This is a genomic window from Bradyrhizobium sp. URHC0002 (genome assembly GCF_054059515.1).
The window spans coordinates 5,641,405-5,665,780 of sequence record NZ_JBSSCF010000001.1; the positions used below are offsets into that span (position 1 = coordinate 5,641,405).

General features: G+C 63.2%; 23 protein-coding genes and 1 pseudogene. 13 read left to right on the plus strand and 11 right to left on the minus strand.

Annotation, left to right across the window (positions count from 1 at the left end):
* Positions 1–44: 44 nt before the first annotated feature.
* Complete coding sequence (locus ACVWVY_RS27535; protein WP_456629314.1) at positions 45–1,871, minus strand: extracellular solute-binding protein; 1,827 nt, start codon at positions 1,869–1,871, stop codon at positions 45–47.
* Positions 1,872–2,131: 260 nt separating this feature from the next.
* On the opposite strand from ACVWVY_RS27535, the gene ACVWVY_RS27540 reads away from it, so the two are divergent.
* On the plus strand, positions 2,132–2,917 hold the full coding sequence (locus tag ACVWVY_RS27540) for an invasion associated locus B family protein (protein ID WP_456629315.1): 786 nt from the start codon (positions 2,132–2,134) through the stop codon (positions 2,915–2,917).
* 70 nt (positions 2,918–2,987) lie between these two features.
* Here the strand turns inward: ACVWVY_RS27540 and hspQ are convergent, their stop codons facing one another.
* On the minus strand, positions 2,988–3,320 hold the full coding sequence (gene hspQ / locus ACVWVY_RS27545) for a heat shock protein HspQ (protein ID WP_027537766.1): 333 nt from the start codon (positions 3,318–3,320) through the stop codon (positions 2,988–2,990).
* Positions 3,321–3,442: 122 nt separating this feature from the next.
* On the opposite strand from hspQ, the gene ACVWVY_RS27550 reads away from it, so the two are divergent.
* Positions 3,443–4,396: an AEC family transporter gene (locus tag ACVWVY_RS27550; protein ID WP_456629316.1), complete on the plus strand. Its 954-nt coding sequence runs from the start codon at positions 3,443–3,445 to the stop codon at positions 4,394–4,396.
* A gap of 80 nt (positions 4,397–4,476) precedes the next feature.
* On the opposite strand, the gene ACVWVY_RS27555 is transcribed toward ACVWVY_RS27550, so the two are convergent.
* Positions 4,477–5,667: a UbiH/UbiF family hydroxylase gene (locus ACVWVY_RS27555; protein WP_456629317.1), complete on the minus strand. Its 1,191-nt coding sequence runs from the start codon at positions 5,665–5,667 to the stop codon at positions 4,477–4,479.
* Between the two features lie 134 nt (positions 5,668–5,801).
* Here ACVWVY_RS27555 and pcsA point away from each other — a divergent pair, with 134 nt between their 5' ends.
* From pcsA to ACVWVY_RS27570, 3 genes are all read left to right on the plus strand, one after another.
* On the plus strand, positions 5,802–6,536 hold the full coding sequence (gene pcsA / locus ACVWVY_RS27560; protein WP_456629318.1) for a phosphatidylcholine synthase: 735 nt from the start codon (positions 5,802–5,804) through the stop codon (positions 6,534–6,536).
* Positions 6,533–7,258: a TerC family protein gene (locus tag ACVWVY_RS27565; RefSeq protein ID WP_456629319.1), complete on the plus strand. Its 726-nt coding sequence runs from the start codon at positions 6,533–6,535 to the stop codon at positions 7,256–7,258. The genes pcsA and ACVWVY_RS27565 overlap by 4 nt, the downstream gene beginning before the upstream one ends.
* A gap of 94 nt (positions 7,259–7,352) precedes the next feature.
* Positions 7,353–8,327, plus strand: a complete 975-nt coding sequence (locus ACVWVY_RS27570) for a quinone oxidoreductase family protein (protein WP_456629320.1) — start codon at positions 7,353–7,355, stop codon at positions 8,325–8,327.
* A gap of 129 nt (positions 8,328–8,456) precedes the next feature.
* Here ACVWVY_RS27570 and ACVWVY_RS27575 read toward each other — a convergent pair whose 3' ends face one another.
* The 4 genes from ACVWVY_RS27575 to rimO all read right to left on the minus strand — a co-directional run bounded on the left by ACVWVY_RS27575 (position 8,457) and on the right by rimO (position 12,272).
* Positions 8,457–8,984 carry an N-acetyltransferase family protein gene (locus ACVWVY_RS27575; protein ID WP_456629321.1) on the minus strand — a complete coding sequence of 176 codons (528 nt, stop codon included), beginning with the start codon at positions 8,982–8,984 and terminating at the stop codon, positions 8,457–8,459.
* Positions 8,985–9,048: 64 nt separating this feature from the next.
* On the minus strand, positions 9,049–10,245 hold the full coding sequence (locus ACVWVY_RS27580; RefSeq protein ID WP_456629322.1) for an acetylornithine transaminase: 1,197 nt from the start codon (positions 10,243–10,245) through the stop codon (positions 9,049–9,051).
* A 276-nt stretch (positions 10,246–10,521) separates the two neighbouring features.
* Positions 10,522–10,812 (minus strand): hypothetical protein, encoded by a 291-nt coding sequence (locus tag ACVWVY_RS27585; RefSeq protein ID WP_456629323.1) that lies wholly within the window; start codon positions 10,810–10,812, stop codon positions 10,522–10,524.
* A 134-nt stretch (positions 10,813–10,946) separates the two neighbouring features.
* Positions 10,947–12,272, minus strand: a complete 1,326-nt coding sequence (rimO, locus tag ACVWVY_RS27590) for a 30S ribosomal protein S12 methylthiotransferase RimO (protein ID WP_456629324.1) — start codon at positions 12,270–12,272, stop codon at positions 10,947–10,949.
* 112 nt (positions 12,273–12,384) lie between these two features.
* On the opposite strand from rimO, the gene ACVWVY_RS27595 reads away from it, so the two are divergent.
* The 5 genes from ACVWVY_RS27595 (at position 12,385) to ACVWVY_RS27615 (ending at position 18,198) form a co-directional block, all read left to right on the plus strand.
* The gene (locus ACVWVY_RS27595; RefSeq protein WP_057852587.1) at positions 12,385–12,975 is read left to right on the plus strand and encodes an ANTAR domain-containing response regulator; all 591 of its coding nucleotides are present in this window, start codon (positions 12,385–12,387) and stop codon (positions 12,973–12,975) included.
* Entirely contained in the window at positions 12,972–14,138 is a 1,167-nt protein-coding gene (locus ACVWVY_RS27600) for a CmpA/NrtA family ABC transporter substrate-binding protein (protein WP_456629325.1), read from the plus strand. The genes ACVWVY_RS27595 and ACVWVY_RS27600 overlap by 4 nt, the downstream gene beginning before the upstream one ends.
* 353 nt (positions 14,139–14,491) lie before the next feature.
* Entirely contained in the window at positions 14,492–16,279 is a 1,788-nt protein-coding gene (locus ACVWVY_RS27605; protein WP_456629326.1) for a NirA family protein, read from the plus strand.
* Entirely contained in the window at positions 16,276–17,865 is a 1,590-nt protein-coding gene (locus ACVWVY_RS27610; protein WP_456629327.1) for a sulfite reductase subunit alpha, read from the plus strand. Before ACVWVY_RS27605 ends, ACVWVY_RS27610 begins: the two co-directional genes overlap by 4 nt.
* A 180-nt stretch (positions 17,866–18,045) precedes the next feature.
* The gene (locus tag ACVWVY_RS27615) at positions 18,046–18,198 is read left to right on the plus strand and encodes a hypothetical protein (RefSeq protein ID WP_456629328.1); all 153 of its coding nucleotides are present in this window, start codon (positions 18,046–18,048) and stop codon (positions 18,196–18,198) included.
* A gap of 37 nt (positions 18,199–18,235) precedes the next feature.
* Here the strand turns inward: ACVWVY_RS27615 and ACVWVY_RS27620 are convergent.
* From ACVWVY_RS27620 to pxpB, 4 genes and pseudogenes are all read right to left on the minus strand, one after another.
* A pseudogene (locus ACVWVY_RS27620) lies at positions 18,236–19,598 on the minus strand (amidohydrolase family protein).
* A 186-nt stretch (positions 19,599–19,784) separates the two neighbouring features.
* On the minus strand, positions 19,785–20,567 hold the full coding sequence (locus ACVWVY_RS27625) for a LamB/YcsF family protein (protein ID WP_456629329.1): 783 nt from the start codon (positions 20,565–20,567) through the stop codon (positions 19,785–19,787).
* 35 nt (positions 20,568–20,602) lie between these two features.
* Positions 20,603–21,658 carry a 5-oxoprolinase subunit C family protein gene (locus ACVWVY_RS27630; protein WP_456629330.1) on the minus strand — a complete coding sequence of 352 codons (1,056 nt, stop codon included), beginning with the start codon at positions 21,656–21,658 and terminating at the stop codon, positions 20,603–20,605.
* The gene (gene pxpB / locus ACVWVY_RS27635) at positions 21,655–22,386 is read right to left on the minus strand and encodes a 5-oxoprolinase subunit PxpB (protein ID WP_456629331.1); all 732 of its coding nucleotides are present in this window, start codon (positions 22,384–22,386) and stop codon (positions 21,655–21,657) included. The genes ACVWVY_RS27630 and pxpB overlap by 4 nt, the downstream gene beginning before the upstream one ends.
* A gap of 225 nt (positions 22,387–22,611) precedes the next feature.
* Here pxpB and ACVWVY_RS27640 point away from each other — a divergent pair, with 225 nt between their 5' ends.
* From ACVWVY_RS27640 to ACVWVY_RS27650, 3 genes are all read left to right on the plus strand, one after another.
* Positions 22,612–23,310 (plus strand): ribonuclease activity regulator RraA, encoded by a 699-nt coding sequence (locus tag ACVWVY_RS27640; protein WP_456629332.1) that lies wholly within the window; start codon positions 22,612–22,614, stop codon positions 23,308–23,310.
* 151 nt (positions 23,311–23,461) lie between these two features.
* Positions 23,462–23,866: a (R)-mandelonitrile lyase gene (locus ACVWVY_RS27645; RefSeq protein WP_456629333.1), complete on the plus strand. Its 405-nt coding sequence runs from the start codon at positions 23,462–23,464 to the stop codon at positions 23,864–23,866.
* Between the two features lie 133 nt (positions 23,867–23,999).
* Positions 24,000–24,356, plus strand: a complete 357-nt coding sequence (locus ACVWVY_RS27650) for a hypothetical protein (RefSeq protein ID WP_456629334.1) — start codon at positions 24,000–24,002, stop codon at positions 24,354–24,356.
* Positions 24,357–24,376: the final 20 nt, after the last annotated feature.

Below are 24,376 nucleotides of genomic sequence, written 5' to 3' on the forward strand. Positions count from 1 at the left end.
GCGTTACTTCGGCTCTGTCACGAGGGTTGCATCACTTGGTGAGTTCACTTCGTTCCCGGCTTCTGCCACCAGGTTTCCGGCAGGTAGCCCGTCAACGCGGTCGCTACAGGTTGTTCTATCCGATTCCAGCGCGCGATCCATTGCTCCTCCACGTTAATAACGGGGATAGCGTAGAAGCCAGACATCAGGGCGCGGTCGAGCGCCCGCACCGCGGAGACGAAGGCCGCCCGCTCGCGCGCCTCGAGCAGCGCCGCAATCATGGCGTCGATGGCGGGCTCCTTGGCTCCCATGTAATTTCGCGTGCCGGGAATGTCGGCGGCCTGGCTGCCCCAGTAGAAGGACTGCTCGTTGCCGGGGGACAGCGACTGATCCCAACGATTCTGCAGCATGTCGAACTCGTAGCCAAGCCGGCGCTGATCGAATTGTACGGGATCGACCGCGCGAACGCTGGCCGCGATGCCGGCGCGCTTGAGGTCGCGCTGATAGGCCAGCGCGATCCGCTCCTGATCGCGCGTCGTCACCAGGATTTCGAAGGTGAAGGGGATTTTGGTCGCACCCTGTCGCAACACGGTTCCATCGAGCTCGTAACCGGCTTCCGACAGCAATTTGAGCGCGCTGCGCAGCGTCGTCCGATCGCGTCCCGATCCGTCGGTGACGGGCAGGCGGTAACTGCCGTCGAGAATGTCGGGCCGGATGCGCTCGGCAAACGGCTTTAAAAGCTCGCGTTCGCGATCGTCGGCCGGACGGCCATAGGCAGACAGTTCCGAACCGGTGAAGAAGCCCGCTGAGCGCGTATAGAGCCCGAAAAAGTAATTCCGATTGATCCACTCGAAATCGAACAGCAGCGTCAGCGCCTGACGTACCCGGATATCGGAAAAAATCGGACGCCGCGTGTTGAACACCAGGAGTTCCGAAGGCTGCGGCATTCCGGGCTTGATGGTATCGCGGATCACTTCGCCGCTGCGGGCCGCCGGAAAATCATAGCCGTCGTGCCAGCGCAGTGGTTCGTGCTCGACCCGAAAGTCATAGAGGCCGCGCTTGAACGCTTCGAACTGGCCGTTGGAATCGCGATAGAAGTCGAGCCTGATCTCGTCGAAGTTCCACAAGCCGCGATTGGCCGGCAGGTCGCGGCCCCAGTAATCGGGATTGCGGGTCAGCGTGACGCTGGTCCCCGGCTTGACGGCGGTGACGCGATAGGGGCCGGAGCCGATCGGCCCGGTCATTGTCGTATCCTCGAACGTCGCGGGATCGACCGCGTGCCGCGGCAAGACCGGCATCAGGCCGAGGATCAGCGGCAGCTCGCGGTCATTGGCGCCGCCGAAATCGAACCGCACCGTGAGCGGGTCGGGCGACTCGGTCTTTGCGACCTTGGAATAATACTGCCGGTGATTGGGGCGGCCCTTGTCGCGCAGCAGCTCCCACGAAAACAGGACGTCGTCCGCCGTGACCGGCTTGCCATCGGCGAAGCGCGCCTTGGGGTCGAGGTGGAAGGTAACGTAGCTGCGCGCGTCGTCGGTCTCGACGCTTTTGGCCAGCAAGCCATAGAGCGTGAAAGCCTCGTCATTGCCGCGCGCCATCAGGCTCTCGACCACATAGCCCCTGGTCTGCTGGACGGCGATGCCGCGGACGATCAGGGGATTGAGGCTGTCGAAAGTTCCGAGGAGGCCCCAGACCAGCCGCCCGCCCTTCGGCGCGTCGGGGTTGGCGTAGGGCATATGCCTGAAGTCGGGGGGGAGGGCCGGTGCGCCGTGCATCGCCAGCGCGTGGCTTTCGGCCGCCTTTGCTGCGCCGACCGCCGCGAGCGGCGTCACACCCAGCGCGAGGGCGAGCCACGCCAACACACGTAGCAGGATACGCCCGCAGGCGGTCATAGGCGGGCACGGATTTGATTCGAAAATGCGCACCCGAAAGCTTTACCATAGGCTTCGGCCCGGACCGTCGGGGAATGCCAAAGATGCCTGTCGGCATTGATCTTTTCGTCTGCCGCTGTATTGAAGGCGGGCAATTGATAACGGCGGGAACACCTGTCACGTATCCGCCTCAATTGCCAACGAGACAGCCGCCCTAGCGCGGCTAGGTGTCGGTGCCTGTAGCGGTTTCGGGCGCTGCGGTTCAGAAAGGGTTTTCCGCAATGAATTTCCGTATCTTGGCCGGGTCGATCCGGCCGCGTGGGCAGATCTTGGCCCTGTTGGCGGCCTCGGCATTGTCGGCAATGTTGATCGCTTCGGGTGCGCAGGCCCAGCAGCCCGCGCCGGCGCCCGCCGCTCCGAAAGCGCCTCCGAAGGCTGCTCCCAAGGCCCCGGCTCCCCCGGCCGCGCAAGCCCCTCCGGCTGGCGCTCCGCCCGCCGCCGCTGCCCAGCCGCCGGAACAGCAGGTCCAGCTGATCTACGCGCCCTGGACCAAGTTCTGCCTCAAGGGGCAGGAAGCCGGCGCCAAGCAGGTCTGCTTCACCGGCAAGGACGGCCGCATCGAGTCGGGCCAACCCGTCATCGCCGCCGTCATCATCGAGCCGGAAGGCGAGCCGAAGAAGCTCTTGCGCGTGACCCTGCCGCTCGGCATGCAGCTCGTGCACGGAACCCGGATCATCGTCGACAGCAACGCGCCGCTGCAGGGCCCCTACGTCATCTGCTTCCAGAACGGTTGCATGTCCGACTACGAAGCAACGCCTGAGCTGATCGCCAGCCTGAAGAAGGGCCAAAATCTCGTTGTTCAGGCGATCAATTCCAACGGTGCGCCGCTGACGCTGCCGCTGCCGCTGGCCGGTGAATTCTCCAAGGCCTATGACGGTCCGCCGACCGATCCGAAGGTGTTCGAGGAAAACCAGAAGAAGCTGCAGGAAGAGCTGCAGAAGCGGGCTGAAGAGCAGCGCAAGAAGCTCGAGGGAGCGGGTGTCGGCACCAATCCGGCGGCGAAGTAACAGCCGCGTCGTTCGACAAAACACAAAAGGCGCCCGAGCAGGGCGCCTTTTTTATTGCGGTCAAAGATTGCTAGTTCAGCGACGGGTTGCGCGGGCGATAGCCGCCCGACTTGTCCTTCACAAAAATTTCGGCCACCTGCGAATGCCGGATCGGCTCGCCGGAATCGTCCGGCAGCAGGTTTTGTTCGGAGACATAGGCGACGTATTCGGACTCCGAATTTTCCGCGAGCAAGTGATAGAACGGCTGATCCTTGTGGGGCCGGACCTCCTCGGGGATCGATAACCACCACTCCTCGGTATTGTTGAATTCCGGATCGATATCGAAAATCACGCCCCGGAATGAAAACACCCGGTGGCGGACAATCTGCCCGATCTGAAATTTGGCGGTGCGCGCTTTGATCATGTCCGTCGAATAGACCATGATTGTGGCCGATGCTAGGGGCAATAGGACGAATTAACCTTTACACGTGGTGCCCGGATCCAGTGCCATGCTCCAGAAATCACTGACAAAAAGACGCTTCCGAGATGGCCGATATCCTCAACCTCGCGCTTCCCTATTTTGGTTTGATTTTCATCGGCTTTGCCTGCGGCAAGACCAGGGGCCTGCCGGAATCCGGCCTCGCCTGGATGAACTTCTTCCTGCTGTACGTTTCTTTGCCGGCGTTGCTGTTTCGCATCATGTCGGAGACACCGTTCGCCGAACTGAATAACCCGCCATTCCTGATCGCAACGACGGTCGGCACGGTCAGCGCTTTCGTGCTGGCGATGGTGGTAGGGCGGATCATCGGCGACCTCTCGCTACGCAAGGCGACGATCTCCGGGTTGGCGGGTGCCTACGGCAATATCGGCTACATGGGCCCCGGGCTGGCGCTGGCGGTGCTTGGCGCCAAGGCGGCGGCGCCGACGGCGCTGATCTTCTGCTGCGACAGCATTTTCCTGTTCTCGATCGTGCCGCTGTTGATGGCGCTGACCGATCGCGAGCATCCGTCCTTCCTGCACGCGATCGGCGTCGCCGCGCGGCAGATCGTGCTGAATCCGCTGATCATGTCGGCGGCCGCCGGAGCGCTCGCCGCCGCGCTGCATATTCAGCTGCCCGTTGCGGTCGATAAAACGCTGCTGTTCCTTCAGAACGCGGCAGCGCCGACCGCGCTGTTCGTGCTCGGCGTCACCGTGGCGTTGCGGCCGTTCGATCGCGTGCCCTGGGAAGTGCCCGGCGTGATCGCGATCAAGCTCTTGGTCCATCCGCTGATCGTGTTCGGCTTGATGCTGCTGTTCGGGCCGTTCGCGCAGCCCTGGGCGGCGACCGCGGTCTTGATGGCAGCCCTGCCGCCGGCGCTGAACGTGTTCGTGATGGCCCGGCAGAACAACACCTGGATCGAACCGGCGTCCGTCGCCGTGCTGATCGGAACCTTCGCTTCCGTGGTCTCGCTGACCAGCGTGATGTGGTTCATCCAGAGCGGACGGCTGGTGTTTCCGTAAAGGGGCTCGAAATACGAAATATCGAAAACAACCCCATGCAAAGTAGAAAATCACTTCGCCGCCCGGCTACGGCAGTATGGTCAGCTCACGCGCTTCCAGGTCGGCGCCAGCCCCTCGCGCATCGCGAGCCGCCGCAGCGGGCCGAACGAACCAAGCAGGTGCATGCCCACAGCGCGCAGCGATTGCATGCCCAGGAAATCGCTGAGCAAGGAACGGTTGGCGACATCGATGGCGATCAGCCGGCTCGCGACGTCGGCGCGGCGGGCGGATTGATAACGCGCCAGCACCGCCGGCGACCCCGGATCCTCCCCGAGCGAGATTGCACTCCCTACGATGTCGGCGATATCGGCCGCATCGCGCAATCCCATGTTGAGGCCCTGCGCGCCGATCGGCGGCACCACATGGGCGGATTCGCCGACCAGCGCGACACGATGGCTGGCGAATTGGTCGGGACGCTCGATCGTCAGCGGAAACACGTTGCGCCCGGCTTCAACCTGGATGCGGCCGAGAATGGAGTGCGACTGGGTTTCCGCGGCTTCCGACAATTCGTCGTCGCCGAGCGACATCAGCCGCTCGGCTTCCCTGGTCGCCGAGACCCACACCACGCTGGAGCGATTGCCGGGCAGGGGCACGAATACGCACGGGCCTTGCGCGGTGTGAAATTCGGTAGAGATGCCGTTGTGCGGCCGCGAATGGGAAATGTTGAAGGTCAGCGCCGACTGATGCAGGTCGCGCCGGCTGATCCCGATCCCGGCCGCCTCGCGGGAAGGCGATTGCCGCCCGTCGGCGCCGATCACGAGCCGTGCGGCAAGCCGCTCGCCCTTGCCGGTATGGATGACGACGGTCGCGTCCTGCGGGTCGATCGTTGCCGCCTCATCGTCAAATCGGGTCAGGTTCGGAAGCTCGGCCGCACGCTCTTCGAGGGCGACCATCAGCGAGCGGTTGTCGATGTTGTAGCCGAATTGTTCGAGGCCGATCTCGTCCGAGGTGAAGCGCACCTCGGGCGCGCGGATCAACCGGCCGGTGTCGTCGACGAGGCGCATGGTCCGCAAGGCGGCGGCCTTGTCGCGGCAGCGGGACCAGACCTCCAGCCGTTCGAGCAGATCGGTGGAAGCCCCGAGCAGGGCCGTGGTGCGGTTGTCGGCATAGGGGACGCGGCGGGCGAGCAGGGCGGTTCTCGCGCCGGTCGCGGCCAGCGCGATGGCCGCGGTCAACCCCGCCGGCCCGCCACCGATCACGGCGGTGTCATAAATTTGCGATGCATTGTCCATACCCCGACAATTGACGGTCGGAGCGGCATTTTCAAGCCATCAACTGGCCGAAATGTTTCCGCCCTATCGCGCGGCCGAACGCCGCAAGCGCCGATATGCAAATCGGGGCGATTCCTGATAGCACTGCCGGAGCAATGGACCAGACCACAGAGCCAGATTCCGTCCCGGCAACCAGCGGAATGCGGACCGCAGCATTTGCCGTGCATATCTTCACGGCAATGGGCGCGGGCATCGCGTTGCTGGCGATGCTGGAGGCCGTGCGCGAACACTGGGCCAACATGTTCGGCTGGCTCGGCGTCGCCCTGATCATCGACGCGATCGACGGTCCGCTGGCGCGCAGGCTGAACGTCGTGCGGCTGCAACCGAACTGGTCGGGCGAGGTGCTCGATCTCGTCGTCGATTTCGTGACCTATGTCTTCGTTCCGGCCTATGCGATCACCGCCAGCGGAATGCTGCTGCCGGTGGCGGCACCGCTGCTCGGCATCGGCATTATGGTGTCGGGCGCGCTCTATTTCGCGGACCGGCGCATGAAGGCGTCGGACAATCATTTCCGCGGCTTTCCGGCGCTGTGGAACGCCGCGGCGTTTTATTTGTTCTTGCTGCACTTGCCGCCGGCGCTCTCCACTCTCGGCATTGCAGTTCTGATCGCGCTTACATTCGCGCCGTTTCATGTGCTGCACCCGATCCGGGTGGTGCGTCTGCGCTGGCTGACCCTGTGGCTGATGGCCATCGGAGCCATGCTCGCGGTATATACGCTCGTCCGCGATTTCGACGTGGGTGCTCCCATCGTCGTCGGGCTTTGCGCCATTGGCGCGTACGTAATAGGAAGTGACGCCGTGATCCGGCAAATGAAGTCGTTCAGAGCATGATGGAATTGTTGACGAGCCCGGAAGCCTGGGTGGCACTGCTGACATTGACGGCACTGGAAATCGTGCTCGGCATCGACAACGTCATTTTCATTTCGGTGATCGTGTCACGCATCCCTCCGATGCAGGCCAAGCGTGCGCGCCAGATCGGCCTGCTGCTGGCGCTGGTATTCCGCATCATCTTGCTCAGCCTGCTGGTGTGGCTGATCGGTCTCACGGAACCGGTCATTACGGTGAGAAGCGCCGAGTTGTCATGGCGCGACCTCATCCTTATCGGCGGCGGCGCATTCCTGATCGCGAAGGCGACACATGAAATTCATGCCGAAGTCGAGGCAAGTCATGGCGAGCCGGACACCGAGTCGAAGGCCAGCGTGTTCTTCTGGGCGATCATGCAGATCATCGTGATCGACATCGTGTTCTCGTTGGACTCGATCATCACCGCGATCGGCATGGCGCAGGATATCGAAGTCATGGTCGCCGCCGTCATCATCGCGTGCCTTGTGATGTATGTCTCATCGGGACCGGTAGCCAAATTCGTGGCCGATCACCCCACCACCAAGATGCTGGCGCTGGCCTTCCTGGTGCTGATCGGGGTGGCGCTGGTGGCGGACGGCTTCAAATTCCACATCCCGCGCGGCTATATCTACTTTGCCATCGTGTTTGCGGCGGCCGTCGAACTGTTCAATGTGCTCGCCAGGCGCAACCGCCGGAAGGTTGCCAAATAGCCGATTTGAACCGATGAGTTGACAAGGCGGCGGCGATGGCTTTCGTTTGCCATCCAAGTTGGGCGCCTGAGCAAATACCGAGGGAGAGACTGCCATGACCAAGGCCGTGCGCGTGCACAAGGTAGGGGGTCCGGAAGCCCTGGTGTATGAGGACGTGGACGTGCCGGCGCCGGGACCGGGCGAGGTCCGCATCCGTCAGCATGCCGTCGGCCTGAACTTCATCGACGTCTATTTCCGCACCGGCCTCTACAAGGCGCCGGGACTGCCGTTCATCGCCGGAAACGAGGCGGCCGGCGAGGTCGTGGCGGTCGGCTCGGGCGTTACCAATTTCCACCCCGGCGACCGCGTCGCCTACTATTTCACGCTCGGCGGCTACGCCAGCGAGCGGGTGATCCCGGCGGACAAGCTGGTCAAGCTGCCCGACCACATCACCTACGAGCAGGGCGCCGTCCTGATGCTCAAGGGGCTGACGGTCTGGTACCTGCTGCACAAGACCTTCAAGGTCGAGCCCGGCCACCGCGTGCTGATCCATGCCGCCGCGGGCGGCATCGGGCTGCTCGCCTGCCAGTGGGCAAAGGCGCTCGGCGCCCATGTGATCGGCACCGTGGGCTCCAAGGCCAAGGCCGACCTCGCGCTTTCCAATGGTTGCGACCACGTCATCCTCTACACTGAGGAAGATTTTGTCGCGCGGGTGAAACAGATCAGCCGCAACGAGCTCTGCGATGTCGTCTATGACGGCGTCGGCAAGACCACCTTTCCGGGCTCGCTGTCGTGCCTGCGGCCCCGCGGCCTGTTCGTGAGTTTTGGCAACGCCTCCGGCCCGGTACCGCCGTTCGCGCTCACCGAGCTCAACAACCACGGCTCGCTGTTCGCGACCCGGCCAAAGCTCAACGACTACGTCTCGACCCGCAAGGAACTGCTCGAAGGCGCCGACACGCTGTTTGCCGCCGTCATCAACGGCAAGCTCCATGTGCCGATCAACCACGCCTATGCGCTGAAGGATGCGGCGAAAGCGCATACGGAGCTGGAGAGCAGGGCGACCACGGGGGCCGCGATCTTGCGGCCGTAGTAGAGTGCTCTTGCCGTCATTGCGAGCGAAGCGAAGCAATCCACGTCTCCGCGCTGGGATAGATGGATTGCTTCGTCACTACGCTCCTCGCAATGACGGCTGTGGCAACGCGATGCTCTCTCAATTGAGCTACGGAACCTTGTCGTTATTGACGGACCCGAGGAATTTCACCATCAGGATGTCGTCGTGGTAGCGCCCGCTGTGCTTCAGCGCGTTGATCTGATGGCCGTACTCGATAAAGCCTGCCTTGGCGTAGAGCCGGCGCGCGGCCTCGTTCTCGGTGACGACGGCGAGCTGAAGCTGCTCGACATGACTGGACGCGTACGCCACGGCAGCATCGATGAGGCGTTCGCCGATGCCGTACTCGCGGGCTTCATGCCGCACATACATGCCCCAGATCATGGCCTTGTGGCGCAGCTTGGCGTCGGCGTGCGAGCGCAGCCCGACGACGCCGACCAGCTCTTGCGCGAGGACTGCGCTGAAGATCCGCGACTGGGTAATCAGCTCCTTGAACCAGTCCAGCGGCCTGTCTCGCTCATCCTCGAATGTCGAGGCGAACGCTTCCGGATTCTGGCGTAAACCCTCGAGGCGGATGTCCCTGTAAGCCAAGGCATCGGCGCAAGTGAGTAGTCTGATCTTCGGATCAGGTCTGGTCACGTCTATCTCTCCGGTTACGTGTCCGGGAGTCGCACGAGCAACGCCGCGCGGCTCCCGTCGCGGCTTAAGCCACCCGTCTCGCCGCACCTGCCTTGACCAAAATCGCATCAAGGCAATCGATCATCAGCGATATCTCCTCGCGGGTGACGTTGAGCGCCGGCATGAATCGTAGCGCATCGGGCTGCGGCGAGTTGATTAGTACGCCGTCCGCAAGCGCCTCGGCCACGATCGAAGCGCCGATCGGCAGTTTGAGATCGAGCGCGAGCAACAGACCGCGGCCGCGCACCTCGCCGAGACCATGCCGCGCCGACAATTTCTGCAACTCGCTTTCCAGGAACAGGCCGGCGTCCGCCACCGCTTTCAAAAATTCCGGCGCGGCGACGTGTTCGAGCACCGCAAGCCCCGCGGCGCACATCAACGGATTGCCGTTGAAGGTGCCGCCCTGGTCACCGTGCTCGAAGCACGAGGCATGCGTGGTCGCGAGCAGGGCCGCCAGCGGCACGCCGCCGCCGATGCCTTTGCCGAGCGTCATGATGTCAGGCTCGATGCCGGCATGTTCGTAGTGGAACAGCTTTCCGGTGCGGCCCATGCCGGTCTGGATTTCGTCGACGATCAGCAGCAGGCCGTGCTCTTTGGTCAGCGCGCGCAGCTCCTTCAGGAATTGATCGGTGGCCGGCCAGACGCCGGCTTCGCCCTGGATCGGCTCCAGCATTACGGCGACCGTGTTGTCCGAGATCAGCGCCTTCACTGAATCGAGGTCGTTGAGCCGCGCTTTCCGGAATCCCGATACTTTCGGCTCGAACAGCGGCTCGAATGCCTTCTTGCCCGACGCCGACATGGTGGCGAGCGTGCGGCCGTGAAAGCCGCCTTCGAAGGTGATGATTTCGAACGCGCCGTTCTTGTATTTCGCGCCGTATTTTCGCGCGAGCTTGATGGCGCCCTCATTGGCCTCCGCGCCTGAATTGGCGAAGAAGACCTGATCGAAGCAGCTGTTCTCGACCAGCGCCTTGGCGAGTTGCAGGCTCGGACCGTTGTAGAACGCCGGACTCGGCGTCAACAGCCGCTTGGCCTGTGCGGCAAGCGCTTCCGCAACCGCAGGCGGCGAGTGGCCGAGCGCGTTGACGGCCCAGCCCTGCACGAAGTCGAGATAGCGCTTGCGGGAGTCGTCCCAGAGATAGGAGCCCGCGCCGCGGACGAACACCACCGGCGGGCGAGCGGTAATCTCCATCAGCGCGTCGAACGGATGGGCGGCGTCAGTCATGTCGATCTCCTCTGGGTGGGGCTGGGGTGAAAAGGTGGGGCCGAAACGCAAGAAGGCCGCACTTTTGAGGGTGCGGCCTTCTCGAGAACGTTGCTGAACTAGTTAATCAGCGTAGTCGTCGGACACGGCGCAACCCATCGTCGCTGGTGCGACGACGCAGAGAGGTGCGGCGGTTGGTCCGGTTCAATTTCATGGCGATGGGCCATACAGCCAGTTGGCAGTGGATGTCAAGCGGCGTGAACGCTGCGGGTTCTATTCTGGAGTTACGGTAGTGTCTCAGTTTGAAATTTGATCGCGAGGCTTCGCGTCCTTGGCATAGCGGCGATATGCCGGGAAGCGGGCGCAGCCATAGGCGATGGCCCCCAGTGGAATTGCCAAATACCATCCGAGGTGCCAGAAATGGTCAGCAGCAATGGCGACAGCAGCGCCGACCAGGACTGCGGCGATCCTGTTCCACCACATCGACATCATCGGCCTTTCTATCTTGGTCTTGATGTAAATTGCGCCCGCTAGCGAAATGACCGCCACGGCTGCGGACGCGATAACTGGAATCCATGCGTCTTTCATTTCGTCGGTTCCGGCCTGTCTTGCGAAGCCTACTGTTAAGCATCGCCATTTAGCGCGTTGATTGTTTCGGACGCGACGCGCCACAAGTCGATAGTATTCGTCACAAATCCAGCTTGGATATTCTAATCAGATTATCAGAACCCGGCGACGCTACCGTGCAGATCGTACTGATCCGCGCGTTCGATCTTTGCGGTGACGATCTCGCCGACCTTCAGCGGGCGGCGGCTGGTGAGGTAAACCGCGCCGTCGATCTGCGGCGCGTCGGCCTTTGAACGGCCCTTTGCGACCGTCGGTCCGACCTCGTCGACGATGATTTGCTGCCTGGTATCGACCTTGCGCTTCAGGCGCCGCGCGGAGATTTTTTGCTGCCGCGCCATCAGCGCGTTCCAGCGTTCCTGCTTGATTTCGTCGGGCACGGCGTTGCCGATGGCGTTTGAAGGCGCGCCCGCGACCGGCTCGTACTTGAAGCAGCCGAGACGATCGATCTCGGCTTCTTCGAGCCAGTCGAGCAGATAGGCGAAGTCGGAATCGGTTTCGCCGGGGAAGCCGACGATGAAGGTCGAGCGCAGCGTCAGGTCAGGACATTCCGCGCGCCACTTCTGGATTCGCGCCAGCGTCTTTTCCTGGTGGGCCGGACGCTTCATGGCCCGCAGCACGTCCGGGCTTGCATGCTGAAAGGGGATATCGAGATAGGGAAGAATCTTGCCTTCTGTCATCAGGCCGATGACTTCGTCGACATGCGGGTAGGGGTAGACATATTGCAGCCGCACCCAGGCGCCGAGATCGCCGAGTTCTTTGGCGAGGTCGAAAAATCTGGCGCGGACCTGGCGGTCCTTCCACGGGCTGTCGGCATATTTGATATCGACGCCATAGGCCGAGGTGTCCTGCGAGATGACGAGCAGTTCCTTGACGCCGGCGGCGACGAGCTTTTCCGCCTCGCGCAGCACGTCATTCGCCGGGCGCGACACCAGGTCGCCGCGCAGTTTCGGAATGATGCAGAAGCTGCAGCGGTTGTTGCAGCCCTCGGAAATCTTCAAATACGCATAGTGCCGCGGCGTCAGCTTGACGCCCTGCGGCGGCACGAGATCGAGATGTGGGTTATGGACCGGCGGCAATGCCCGGTGCACGGCTTCCAGCACGCTCTCATATTGCTGCGGACCCGTGATCGACAGCACGCCGGGATAGGCTGCCTCGATCTGTTCGGGTTCCGCGCCCATGCAGCCGGTGACGATGACCTTGCCATTCTCGGCCATCGCCTCGCCGATGGCGCCGAGCGATTCCTGTTTGGCGCTGTCGAGGAAGCCGCAGGTGTTGACGATGACGATGTCGGCGCCGTCATGCTTGCGGGCCAGCTCATAGCCTTCGGCGCGCAGCCGGGTGATGATGCGCTCGGAATCCACCAGCGCCTTGGGGCACCCAAGCGAAACAAAGCTGACTTTGGGCGCAGCGGCCTGTTGCATATCTAATCTGCCTGATTGATCAGCACGAACTAGTCCCAATTGCCCATAATTACAAGGCTTTGCGCGCGCTTCTTCCGTGCTATGGATGCCCTGCCGGGCCAAGAGTTGATCGATGAGCGCTGAGTCGTCGCCGAAAATCGTCATAGTCGACGAAAGCCCGATCCGGGCCGCGATCCTGGAGGAGGGATTGCGGGAGGCTGGTTTTACCGGCGTCGTGCATATCAGCGAAATGCAGAGCCTGCTGGCGCGGATTTATGCGCTCGATCCCGACGTCATCCTGATCGATCTGGAGAACCCCAGCCGCGACGTATTGGAACAGATGTTCCAGGTCAGCCGCGCGGTGCGGCGGCCGATCGCCATGTTCGTCGACCAGAGCGATGCGGCCTCGATCCAGGCCTCCGTCGACGCCGGCGTTTCCGCCTATATCGTCGATGGCCTGAAGAAGGAGCGGATCAAGCCGATCCTCGACCTCTGCATCTCCCGCTTCAATGCCTTCTCGAAGCTGCAGGACGAACTCGATCGCACCAAATCCGCGCTCGAGGAACGCAAGGTTATCGACCGCGCCAAGGGAATCCTCATGAAGGTGAAGGGCCTGACCGAAGACGAGGCCTATGTACTGATGCGCTCCACGGCGATGCGCGAGAAAAAGAAGATCGGAGAGATCGCGCAGTCGATCCTGACCGCCTCGGAGCTGTTGAAATGACGACACCGCTGCATATCGGTTTCATCCCGCTGGTCGACGCCGCCGCGCTGATCATCGCCGTCGACAAGGGCTTTGCGGCGGCCGAAGGGCTCGACGTCAAGCTGGTGCGGGAAGTGTCGTGGTCCAATGTCCGCGACAAGCTCAATATCGGCCTGTTCGACGCCGCGCATTTGCTGGCGCCGGTGGCGATTGCGTCCAGCCTCGGGCTTGGGCACGTCAAGGTGCCAATTGTGGCGCCATTCAATCTGGGCCTCAACGGCAATGCGATCACGGTGTCGCCGGCGCTGCATGCGGCAATCCTGGGCGAGATCGACGGCGATGTCCTCGATCCCATGGCCACCGCACTGGCGCTCGCGCGCGTCGTGGCCAGCAGGCGCAAGAGCGGCGCGGAACCGCTGACGTTTGGCATGACGTTCCCGTTCTCCACCCACAACTACCAGCTTCGGTTCTGGATGGCGGCAGGCGGGGTCGATCCCGACGAGGACGTTCGCCTGGTGGTGCTGCCGCCGCCCTACATGGTGGACAGCCTCGCCAATGGGCATGTGGATGCGTTCTGCGTCGGCGCGCCTTGGAACTCGGTCGCGGTCGATCTCGGCGTCGGCCACATCCTGCATTTCGTCTCTGACATCCTGGTGCGCGCGGCAGAAAAGGTGCTCGCGGTCAGGCAAAGCTGGTCGGAAAAGAATCCGGACGTGCTGGCGGCCCTGGTCCGTGCAGCCTCCCACGCCGCCGAATACATCGAGGACCCGGGAAACCGCGCCGAGACCGCGCATGTCCTGGCGCGGCCCGACCGGATCGGCGTCGGCGCCGAGGTGATCCAGCGCACCCTCGACGGCCGGCTCAAGATTTCCCCCGATGGCCAGCGGCGCGAGAGCGGCCGCTATCTTCTGGTCGGGCGCGAGGGCGCGGGCCGTCCGGACCCCGCGCAGGCCGCCTGGCTTTATGCGCAGATGGTGCGCTGGGGTCAGACGGCGATGCGGCCGGACGCGCTCAAGACCGCCATGGAGGTCTTCAGGCCGGACCTCTACGACGCCGCCATGGGCCACCAGGGCAGGGCCCCCGGGGCTTCCGATGCCATCGGCGCCTTTGTGGGTCCCGCGTTTGACCCCGGCGACATCGCCGGCCATCTGGCGGCATTTCAGATCGGCCACTGGAAGCCCTGACAGACTGTTCAGTGAAGAAATATTGGGCATCCACCCGTCTCGCCTAATTCTTAGGCTATTTGCTTCCAGAGCAGCAGTGAAGCCTGCTTCACAGCTTTGAGGCTTTTCTCGGAACATATTGAAATAAATAGATAATTTATTGAGATCGAGGTGGCACGCAACTTGTATGTTGCAGTGCGGCCGGTCGTCGTAGATGCCTGCCGGCCCACGTCCAAGATGGATTTCCGCAGCAACGAAGCTGGTCGGACCGCTCAATTCAGGCCCGGCTCACAAGGCCCGGGCTGGTCCAGGGGCGGTCGCCCCCAACTTCGTTGACGCCACCCCTCGTGGCCGCAGGAGCTTCGTCGCGCACCATGAAGATCGAAACGCTCACAGTCGATTTTACCGACGAGCAGAAGCGCTACCTTGAAGGCTTTTCCACCGGGCTGCAGATCAGCCGGGTGGGGCGGGGCCTTGGCGGCGGTAACGCCGGCAAGGCGAATGCCGAACCGACTGGGCCGGATGCCGCGCATATCAAGGCGCAGGACAAGGCTACAGCTTCCGGCAAGAAGCTTGCAGACCCGGAAAAATTCAAGCGCGAGGAGCATCCGTTCGACGCCTATCCGCGGCTGAAGCAGCAAGCGCTCGACAATGCGCCGCCTTCCCCTGCGGATAATTTCCGCTGGCGCTATTACGGCCTGTTCTATGTGGCGCCGGCGCAGGATTCCTACATGTGCCGCTTGCGGATCCCGAACGGCATCATGAAGCACTGGCAGTTTGCCGGCCTGGCCGATCTCGCCGAAAAACTGTGCGGGCCGTTCTGCCATGTCACCACACGGGCCAACCTGCAGGTGCGCGAGATTCCGCCGAAGCACGCGGTGGCGTTGATCGAAGGTATCCAGGACTTGGGCCTCTGTTCGCGCGGCACCGGCGCCGACAACATCCGCAACGTCACGGGCACGCCGACGGCCGGGATCGATCCGCAGGAGTTATTGGATACCCGCGAATACGCGCGCGAGTGGCACTACCACATCCTCAACGATCGCTCGCTGTACGGGCTGCCGCGCAAGTTCAACGTCGCCTTCGACGGCGCCGGCAAGATCGCGGTGCTGGAGGACACCAACGACATCGCGTTTTCCGCGGTCGAGGTGAAGGATGGCTTTGGCGCAGAGCCCGGCGTCTGGTTTCGCCTGGGGCTCGGCGGCATCACCGGCCACAGGGATTTCGCCAGATACGGTGACATCATCGTCAGGCCGGCGGACGCCACAAGAGTGTCGGATGCCATCGTCCGCATCTTCATCGATCTCGGCGACCGCACCAACCGCAACAAGGCCCGGCTGAAATATGTGCTTGATGGAATGGGGCACGACAAGTTTCTCGCGCTGGTCGAGGAGCGGCTCGGCAAACCCTTTACTCGCGTGCCGCCGGAAGCGATTTCCCCGCGGCCGGCTTTCGATCGCATGGCGCATATCGGGGTGCACAAGCAGAAGCAGGAAGGGCTGAACTGGATCGGCGTCTCGTTGCCGCTCGGCAAGGTCACCTGCGATCAGATGCGCGGGCTGGCCAGGATCGCGCAGGACCTCGGAGACGGCGATATCCGCTTGACGGTCTGGCAGAACCTGCTGATCCCGGGCGTGCGCGACGCGAATGTCGAACTTGCGATCGCCGCGATCAGGAAGGTCGGGCTTGCGGTCGAGGCTTCGCAAATCCGCGCCGGGCTGATCGCCTGCACCGGCAATGCCGGCTGCCGGTTTGCGGCGTCGAACACCAAGCGCCATGCCGCCGAGATCGGCGACTGGTGCGAGCCGCGCGTCAACGTCGACACGCCGCTCAACATCCACGTCACCGGCTGCCACCATTCCTGCGCGCAGCATTACATCAGCGATATCGGGCTGATCGCCGCGAAAGTGGATGTCGGCGAAGATGTCGATCCGGTCGAGGGCTATCACTTGTTCACCGGTGGCGGCTTTGGTCCGGATGCCGATGTCGGGCAGGAGGTCTATCACGACCTCAAGGCGGAAGACGCGCCGAAGACGGTCGAGCGACTGTTGAAGGCCTATCTCGCGCATCGCGTTTCGCCCGAAGAAACCTTCCTGACGTTTGCGCGCCGCCATGACGGCGAGACGCTGCGCAAGCTCGCCGACGCCGAGGTGTCCTCATGAATCAGATCACGCCTCCACCGAAGATCGAAATCATTCCCTCGAGTGCACCGTTCTCCGAGGCGCAGCGTTCCTGGCTGAACGGGTTCTTCGCTGGACTTCTGTCAGATGCGACGCCGTTGTCGGCGGAGCAGGGTGCGGCCGTCATGCAAGGCGCAGGCGGCGACGGCGATGATGGCGAAGCCCCGTGGCACGACCAGACCATGCCGATCGCCGATCGCATGAAGCTCGCCGAAGGCCGCCCGTTGCGGCGACGTTTTATGGCGGCGATGGCGCAGCAGGATTGCGGCCAGTGCGGCTACGATTGTCACAACTATTCGGAAGCGATTGCGAGCAAGAGCGAAGCGCGGCTCAACCTGTGCGTCCCCGGCGGCAAGGAAACCGCGCGGATGCTGAAGGCGCTCTATGAGGACATCGACAAGGTGCCAGCTGCGCCGTCATCGGCGCCTGCAGCCGTGCCCGCGATGATGGCAGAGCCGGGCCGATCGCGCGACAACCCGATCGCGGCAACCTTCCTGTCACGCCGCCTTCTGAACAAGAAGGGTTCGGAAAAGGAGACCTGGCACATCGAGTTCGATCTGTCCGGTTGCGGGCTCGATTATGTGGTCGGCGATTCCTTTGGCATTTTTGCGCGCAACGATGTTGGCCTGGTGGACCAGATCATCGCGCTGCTCGGCGCATCCCACACCACTGAGGTCAACGGCAAGACGCTGCGCGAGGTCCTGATCGATGACGTCTCGCTGGCGCCGGCGCCGGACTCGCTGTTCGAACTGATTTCCTTCATCACCGGCGGGGCCACGCGCGAGAAGGCGAGGGCGCTGGCACAGGGCGAGGACCCCGACGGCGACGCGGCAACGCTCGATGTCATGGCGGTGCTGCAGAAATTCTCCGGCGTGCGCCCGCACCCCGAGGCCTTTGTCGAGGCGCTCGAGCCGCTGCAGCCGCGGCTCTATTCGATCTCGTCGTCGCACAATGCGACGCCCGGAAAACTGTCGCTGACGGTCGACTGCGTGCGCTACGTGATCAACAAACGCAAACGCTTAGGCCTGGCGTCGACCTTCCTCGCCGAGCGCATTAATCCCGGCGATGCGCTTAAGGTTTATGTGCAGAAGGCTCATGGTTTTGCGCTGCCGCAGGATCCCAAAACGCCGATCATCATGATCGGGCCCGGCACCGGCGTGGCGCCGTTCCGCGCCTTCCTGCTCGATCGTCGCGCCACCGGGGCGCCGGGCAAGAACTGGCTGTTCTTCGGCCATCAGCGCAGCGACTGCGATTTCTTCTATGCCGACGAACTCAACGCCTTGAAGACCTCGGGCCTGCTGACGCGATTGTCGCTGGCGTGGTCGCGCGACGGCGACAAGAAGTTCTATGTGCAGGACCGCATGCGCGAGGTCGGCCGCGAATTGTGGACCTGGCTCGCCGAGGGCGCCAACATCTACGTCTGCGGCGACGCCAAGCGGATGGCCAAGGATGTCGAGCGCGCCTTGGTCGATATCGTGGCCCAGTTCGGCGCGCGTACGACCGACGAGGCCGTCAGTTTTGTCGGGGAATTAAAGAAAAAGGGCCGGTTCCAGCAGGACGTTTACTAATTGCGGGTTCCAACCAACTCAAATCGGCCCGAATAAAATTCTCGCGCTGGTCGGGAGGAGGGGAATTTTCCCCTCGAAATGGCCTGCGCCGGAGCGCCCACATCGCTATTTCGGCGGATACCTTGCATCCCCGCGCAAACGATATTCCATATGCACTCCATGCTGCGTTGGAGATCGATCATGCGCGAACCATCGGCGGAAGCCCGCCTGCACCTTTACGCACGCTCGGTGTCCCGCCGTTCCGGCACCGGCTTGCATACCGCCGCGCTCTACAGCGCGTTCGCGCTCATTGCCGCCATCGTGTTCGGCACGCTCTCGGTTCACCCGTTCTAAAATTGCGCCTCAAGCGCGCAGGTTCGACTCGACAGGCTCACTTGGTCAGGGTGTTTTTGTAGATTTTGCCGTCCTTCATGATGATCTTGAAGTTGTTGGCGGGGTCGGCAACCAGGTTGATGTTGTCCAAGGGATTTCCGTCGACAAGCAGCAAATCCGCGAGCGCCCCCTGTTCCACCACGCCGAGTTTTCCCGGATAGGGATTGCGCTTGCCGGATAGCGTCAGCAGTTCGGCGTTTGTCGATGTCGCCATGACCAGCGCTTCGGCAGGCGTGTACCAACGGGCAAGCGAGGCCAGAATTGCCCCTTGTTGCTGCGCCAGCGCGCGGGAGAACAGCACATCGGTGCCCCACGCCGTCTTGATCTTGTACTTCTTCGCCAGCTCGTAGGCCCTGGCTATGCCGGGCCAAACCTCATCCGCCTTGGCTCGCTGCACGGAGCCCACTGGAAAGCCCAGCCTCAAGTCCTCGGGGAGCGGCTGCAGGCTCAGCCAGACGCCCTTCTCGGCGATCAGTTTGGCGGTTGCTTCATCCATCAGGAAGCCGTGTTCGATGCACTTCACGCCGGCCGCGATGGCCCCCCGGATCGCAGCCGGTGTAAAGGCATGCGCGACGACGTAGGTGCCCCAGTTCTCGGCCGCTTCAACCGCGGCGCGCAGTTCGGCCTCGGTGAAAGTAGTCACGTCGATCGGACTGAAGGGTGACGACACGCCACCGCCCGCCGTCAATTTGACCTGGGAGGCGCCCTGCATGAGCTGTTCGCGCGCGCGCACGCGCACCTCGTCGGGGCTATCCGCAACTATGGCGCCACCGACCTGCTCCATGCGGGTGAGCATGCCGCCGATCGTTCGCGGCAGATCGGTCAACTGGCGGAAATCCCCGTGCCCGCTCGTGATCGTGATCATGGCGCCGGACGGATAGATGCGGCGGGCCCTTGACGATGCCTTCGTCGATGGCGCGCTTGAGACCGAACACCGGCCCGCCCACGTCGCGAATGGTGGTGAAGCCGCGCATCAGCGTGTCCGTCGCTTCGGCGCCAGCATCGAGATTGTTGAAACCGACGTCACCGAACGCCTGTGCCGGGGTCGTACGCGCCAGCATCGCGTGCCAATGATTGTCGATCAGGCCGGGCATCAGCGTGCGGCCGCCTCCATCGACGATCGTAGTGGTCGCGCTTCGATCGACCGAAATCGGCGTCCGTGAAATTGTTTCGATCAGGTTGCCTCGAACCAACACGTTGGTTGGTTCGGACAACGACGTGCCCTTGCCGTCGAATACCCTGACATTGTTGAACAGCGTGACTGCGCCGCTGGTTTGCTGAGCTTGCGCCGCACTTGTTGAGAGAAATAGCGCACAGACCGGTGCCGCCGATACCAGTCGGCGGAGATACACGGAGACCATTTGACCCTCCAACGAAGCCGGCTAGTCCAGAGAGCAGATAATGATACCTTTCCCCTTTGGTTGAGCCAACAAGTTCTTGAAGGAGTTCAGGCGCCGCGACATGTCGCTTATCGGCGACTTTTCGCATCTTGCGCGATTCCAAAATGGGTCAAGGCGCCGAAGCGGACTTCCGGCCGTGCGTTTGACTTATGTATTCACGCGCTGCTTCACGTTGAACGGCGCGACGTCGATCCCGGCATTCTTCAACGCCTGCCTGACCCCACGGCCAATCTCGACCGCCCCCGGCGTGTCGCCGTGAATGCATACGGTGTCGGTGCGCATCTTGATCACCTTGCCGGTGACTGAGACCACCGCGCCGTCCTGCACCATCCGCACCACGCGGTCGGCGATCTCTTTCGCATCGTGCAGCACCGCGCCCGGTTTCTTGCGCGATACCAGCGAGCCGTTGTCTTCATAGGCGCGGTCGGCAAACACCTCGTGCACCATCGGCAGGTTGGCGGCTTCGCCGGCCTGCACCAGTTTTGAATTGGCGAGCACCACGAAAATCAGATTGGGGTCGACGGCCTTGATGCCGTTGGCGATCGCTTTCGCGGTCATGTCGTCCTCACAGGCGACGTTAGAGAGCGCGCCGTGCGCTTTCACGTGAGTCACCTTGTGGCCGGCGGCGGTCGCAATCGCCTGCAAAGCGCCGATCTGGTAGGCGATGAGGTTCTCGATCTCCGACGATTTCAGGCCGGGGATCGGCCGCCGGCCGAAGCCGTGCAGGTCGCGATATCCGGGGTGGGCGCCGACGCTGACGCCGCGCGCCTTCGCCAGTTCAACCGTGCGGCGCATGATGTCGGCGTCGCCGGCATGAAAGCCGCAGGCGACGTTCACCGACGTCGCCAGCTCGATCATCGCAGCGTCATTGCCCATTTCCCACGCGCCAAATCCTTCGCCGAGATCGCAATTGAGGTCGATTGAGGTCATGATGCTGGTCCGCTTCTCGTGAGTGGATTGATTGATCAGTCCGGGCCCGCCATGTCGGCCGGAGATACGGCGTGCCAGGTTCCGGCATCAACGGCGCTGACCGCGTGGCCCGCGACATTGGCATCGTGCAGCGCATCGATGTTGAGATCAACGCTTTCGATGGATCGCAGCCGCTCGGGCAGGGTGCGCAACAACGCCGCAAACTTGCGCGCTTCGGCCTGCGCCTCCGCCATGCTGACGGCCCGAAAGCGAAAGGCGCGGCCGGCGGGGATCTGCGCGAACCGTCCGAAGTCGGCGGATATCACGGTCGCAATCTTGGGATAGCCGCCGCTGGTGCCGCGGTCGGGCATCAGCACGATTGGCTGGCCACTGCCGGGCACCTGCAGGCTGCCGTTGACGGTACCATCGGAAACGATGTTGTGGCCGTGGAGGTGTTTGAGCACGGGGCCTTCGAGCCGGTAGCCCATGCGGTCGCTGGTGGCCGAGATCTTCCACTCGCTGTCGACAAACAGTTTTTTGGTCTCATCGGCGAATTCGTCATCCTGCGGACCCCACACCACGCGGATCGGCGCATCGGTTGCCGCGGGCAGTTCGATCCGCCGTTCCGGCGCACCGCCTGCCGCCCTCGTCTGCAATTCGTCGCCGGCCTGCAGGGGGCGAGGATAGGGGCTGCCGAGGCCGGCGCGGGCATTGACGGCGAGGCTGCCGAACATCGGCTCGCCGGCGATGCCGCCTTCGATCGCGAGATAGCTGAACGAGCCGCCACGGGCAAAGCCGAGCGTCAGCGTCTCGCCATCGGCGAGGGTTGCGGACGTGTCCGATGCCACGGCGCGGCCGGCGATATCGGCATTGCGCGGGGCTCCCGCCAGCGCGATGCGCACCGCGCCGCCGCGTGCGATGAACTTTGCTCCGAACGGACCGACCTCGACCGCCGCCGTGAAGGGCTCATTGCCGACCAGCGCATTCGCAGCCGCCAGCGCCAACCGGTCCATCGCGCCGCTCGGCACCAGGCCATAGCGCTGGGCGCCGGGACGTCCGCCGTCCTGTACCGAGCTTGCCGGGCCGATCGATGCAATGACGAGCTTGCTCATGAGGTGATCTGCTCGGCAATGAATTCGCCGGCCTCGGCGGCGCGATCCTGCTCCGCGAAGGTTTTGGCATCGACCGGCGCAAAGGTGACGTTGTCGCCCGGCTCCAGCAGGAAGATCGGATCGCGATGCAGTTGATAGGTGCGCACCGCCGTTTGTCCCAACAGGTGCCAGCCGCTCGGGCCGGCGAGGCACTGCACGCCGGTCTGTACGCCGCCGATCGAGATGGTGCCTGCCGGCGTCAGCAAACGCGGGTTCTGCCGACGCGGCATGTGGAGGGACTTCTCCAGCCCGCTGAGATAGGACCAGCCGGGCGTAAAGCCGATCATGGCGACGCGGTAGTCGCCGGCGACATGCCGCGCCACGATCTCGTCGGGTGTGGTGTTGAGGGTTTTGGCGACATCCTCGAGGTCGACGCCGTGCTCGCCGCCATAAACCACCGGAATGCGCCAGCGCCGGGTCTTAGTCGTTGCCGGTACCGGCCGCTGCGCGAGCGCTAGAATCTGTTCGCCGAGCTTGTCGAAATCGATTTGCTCGGGATCGTAATGGACCAATAGCGAGCGATAGGTCGGCACGGTTTCGGTGACGCCCGTGACCGGCTCGGCGGTCATGGCCCGGTCGAGCGCCAGCACCCGCCGGTTGGCGGCATCGTCGATGTTGCGGCTGAATTCCACCGTGATGGCGCTGTCGCCACTCGGCAAAAGGCGGGGCGGGGGAAGCGTCGCGGCCATGGCCTGTAAACTGTCTCGCAGCTCTCGTGCTCACTCAACCCTTAGCGTGTTTTGGGCGCCAGTGGAATTCGCTTCGCGCGAAATCAGCCAGTAAGTTCAATAAATTAATCTGCATGCCGATGATAAGATGTTGTGATCGCGCTGCTTTCCGCGAGCCCTTGACGCGACACCCGTGCTTCGCAAGATGCGCTACCTTTCACCCATCCACCGGAGCCCGCATTTCAGATGTCCCTGTCCCCCGAAGCCCTCGCAACCCTCTCCGGCGTGTCTACCGCCACCATCACCACCGTGCTGCTCAAGAAGGGCCTGCGAAACATCTGGATGCGCGGCACCAAGCCGCTGCGGCCCGGGCAGCCCCGACTGGTCGGACCGGCCTTTACGCTGCGCTTCGTGCCCGCGCGCGAAGATCTCGCAACACCCGAGTCCTGGTCGTCGCCGATTTCGACCCGCACCGCGATTGAAGCCATGCCGAAAGGCTGCATCGCCGTGGTCGACGCCATGGGCGAGACCGACGCGGGCATCTTCGGCGACATTCTGTGCGCGCGCATGGTGAAGCGCGGGGTTGCGGCGCTGATCACTGACGGTGTGGTGCGGGACATTGAAGGGGTGCTTGGCACCAATCTGCCGGTGTGGTGCGACGGCTTCGCGGCGCCGCCGTCGGTGGCCGGGCTGACCTTCGTCGGCTGGGGCGAGCCGATCGGATGCGGCGGGGTCGCGGTATTTCCCAACGACATTGTCGTCGCCGACCAGGACGGCGCGGTGCTGATCCCGCAGGCGTTGCTCGACCATGTGCTGGCCGAAGGGCCGGAGCAGGAGCGGATGGAAGCCTGGATCGTCAACGAAGTGAATAACGGTGCGGCATTGCCCGGCCTCTATCCGATGAACGCCGAGACCAAGGCGCGCTACGCGGCCAGCAAGAAGTAGCGAGCTTGTAGGGTGGGCTGAGCGAAGCGAGCCCACCATCTATCGCAGCATACGGTTCGGGTTGTGGTGGGCACGTCGCTAACGCTCCTTTGCCCACCTACAAGATTCTACGCAGCCACCACCAATACGCTGACAAAAAGGAGACAACTCCATGGATATCCATCTCGCGGGCTCCCGGCCGACGCGCCGGGCGCCGCCGGAATATTTCACCGGCACGGTGCTACAGGATCCGATCATCCAGACCGACGCGCCGGCACGGCTGGCCTCGACGCGCGTCTCCTTTGAGCCGGGAGCGCGGACAGCCTGGCACACGCATCCGCTGGGCCAGACGCTCTATGTCATCTCAGGGGTTGGACGGGTGCAGGCCAAAGGCGGACCGATCAGGGAAATCCGCCCCGGTGACGTCGTCTGGATTCCGCCCGGTGAAAAGCACTGGCATGGCGCTTCCCCGACCAACGCCATGACGCACATTGCCATGCAGGAAGCGGCCGACGGCAGCTACGTGAACTGGATGGAGCATGTGACTGACGCGGAGTATTCGGCAAAGGTGGGTTAGGCTGCAGCCTCAAATCCGCTGCGCGGTCCAGGTACCGGAGCACAGGGCTGCGCGCCATGTGCCCGATCCTGACGTGCCCGTGAGAACACCGGAGCCGACCGCGCGTTTCATGCCGCTCGAAAGAGTCACATGGATGTTGCCAGCCTCGGCGACGCGGCCAGACGCCGTTACCGTCGCGCTGTTCGAGGCGACTTGGCCATTGCTGATTCCGATCGAGACCGACGCGCCACTGCTGCAGGCAGCGTTCGATGAGGTAATCTGCACATTCCAGGCGCCATCGAATGTCGCGGCTGCGGATGGTGTCGCAAAGCCCAGTACAGCAAGCAGCGAAGCGGTGACTGCGGATTTCAAAAACTTTATCATGACGTGCCCCTTTGGTTTGGACACGATCACGATCTCACAGCGGTTCCACTACGGCTGTGACTGCCATCACGCGCCAGAGCACGATGACAGGCTCAGTGAAAAGCCCCGCGTTGCGGCGGGGCTTTGATCGAATGCGCAGCGTCAGCT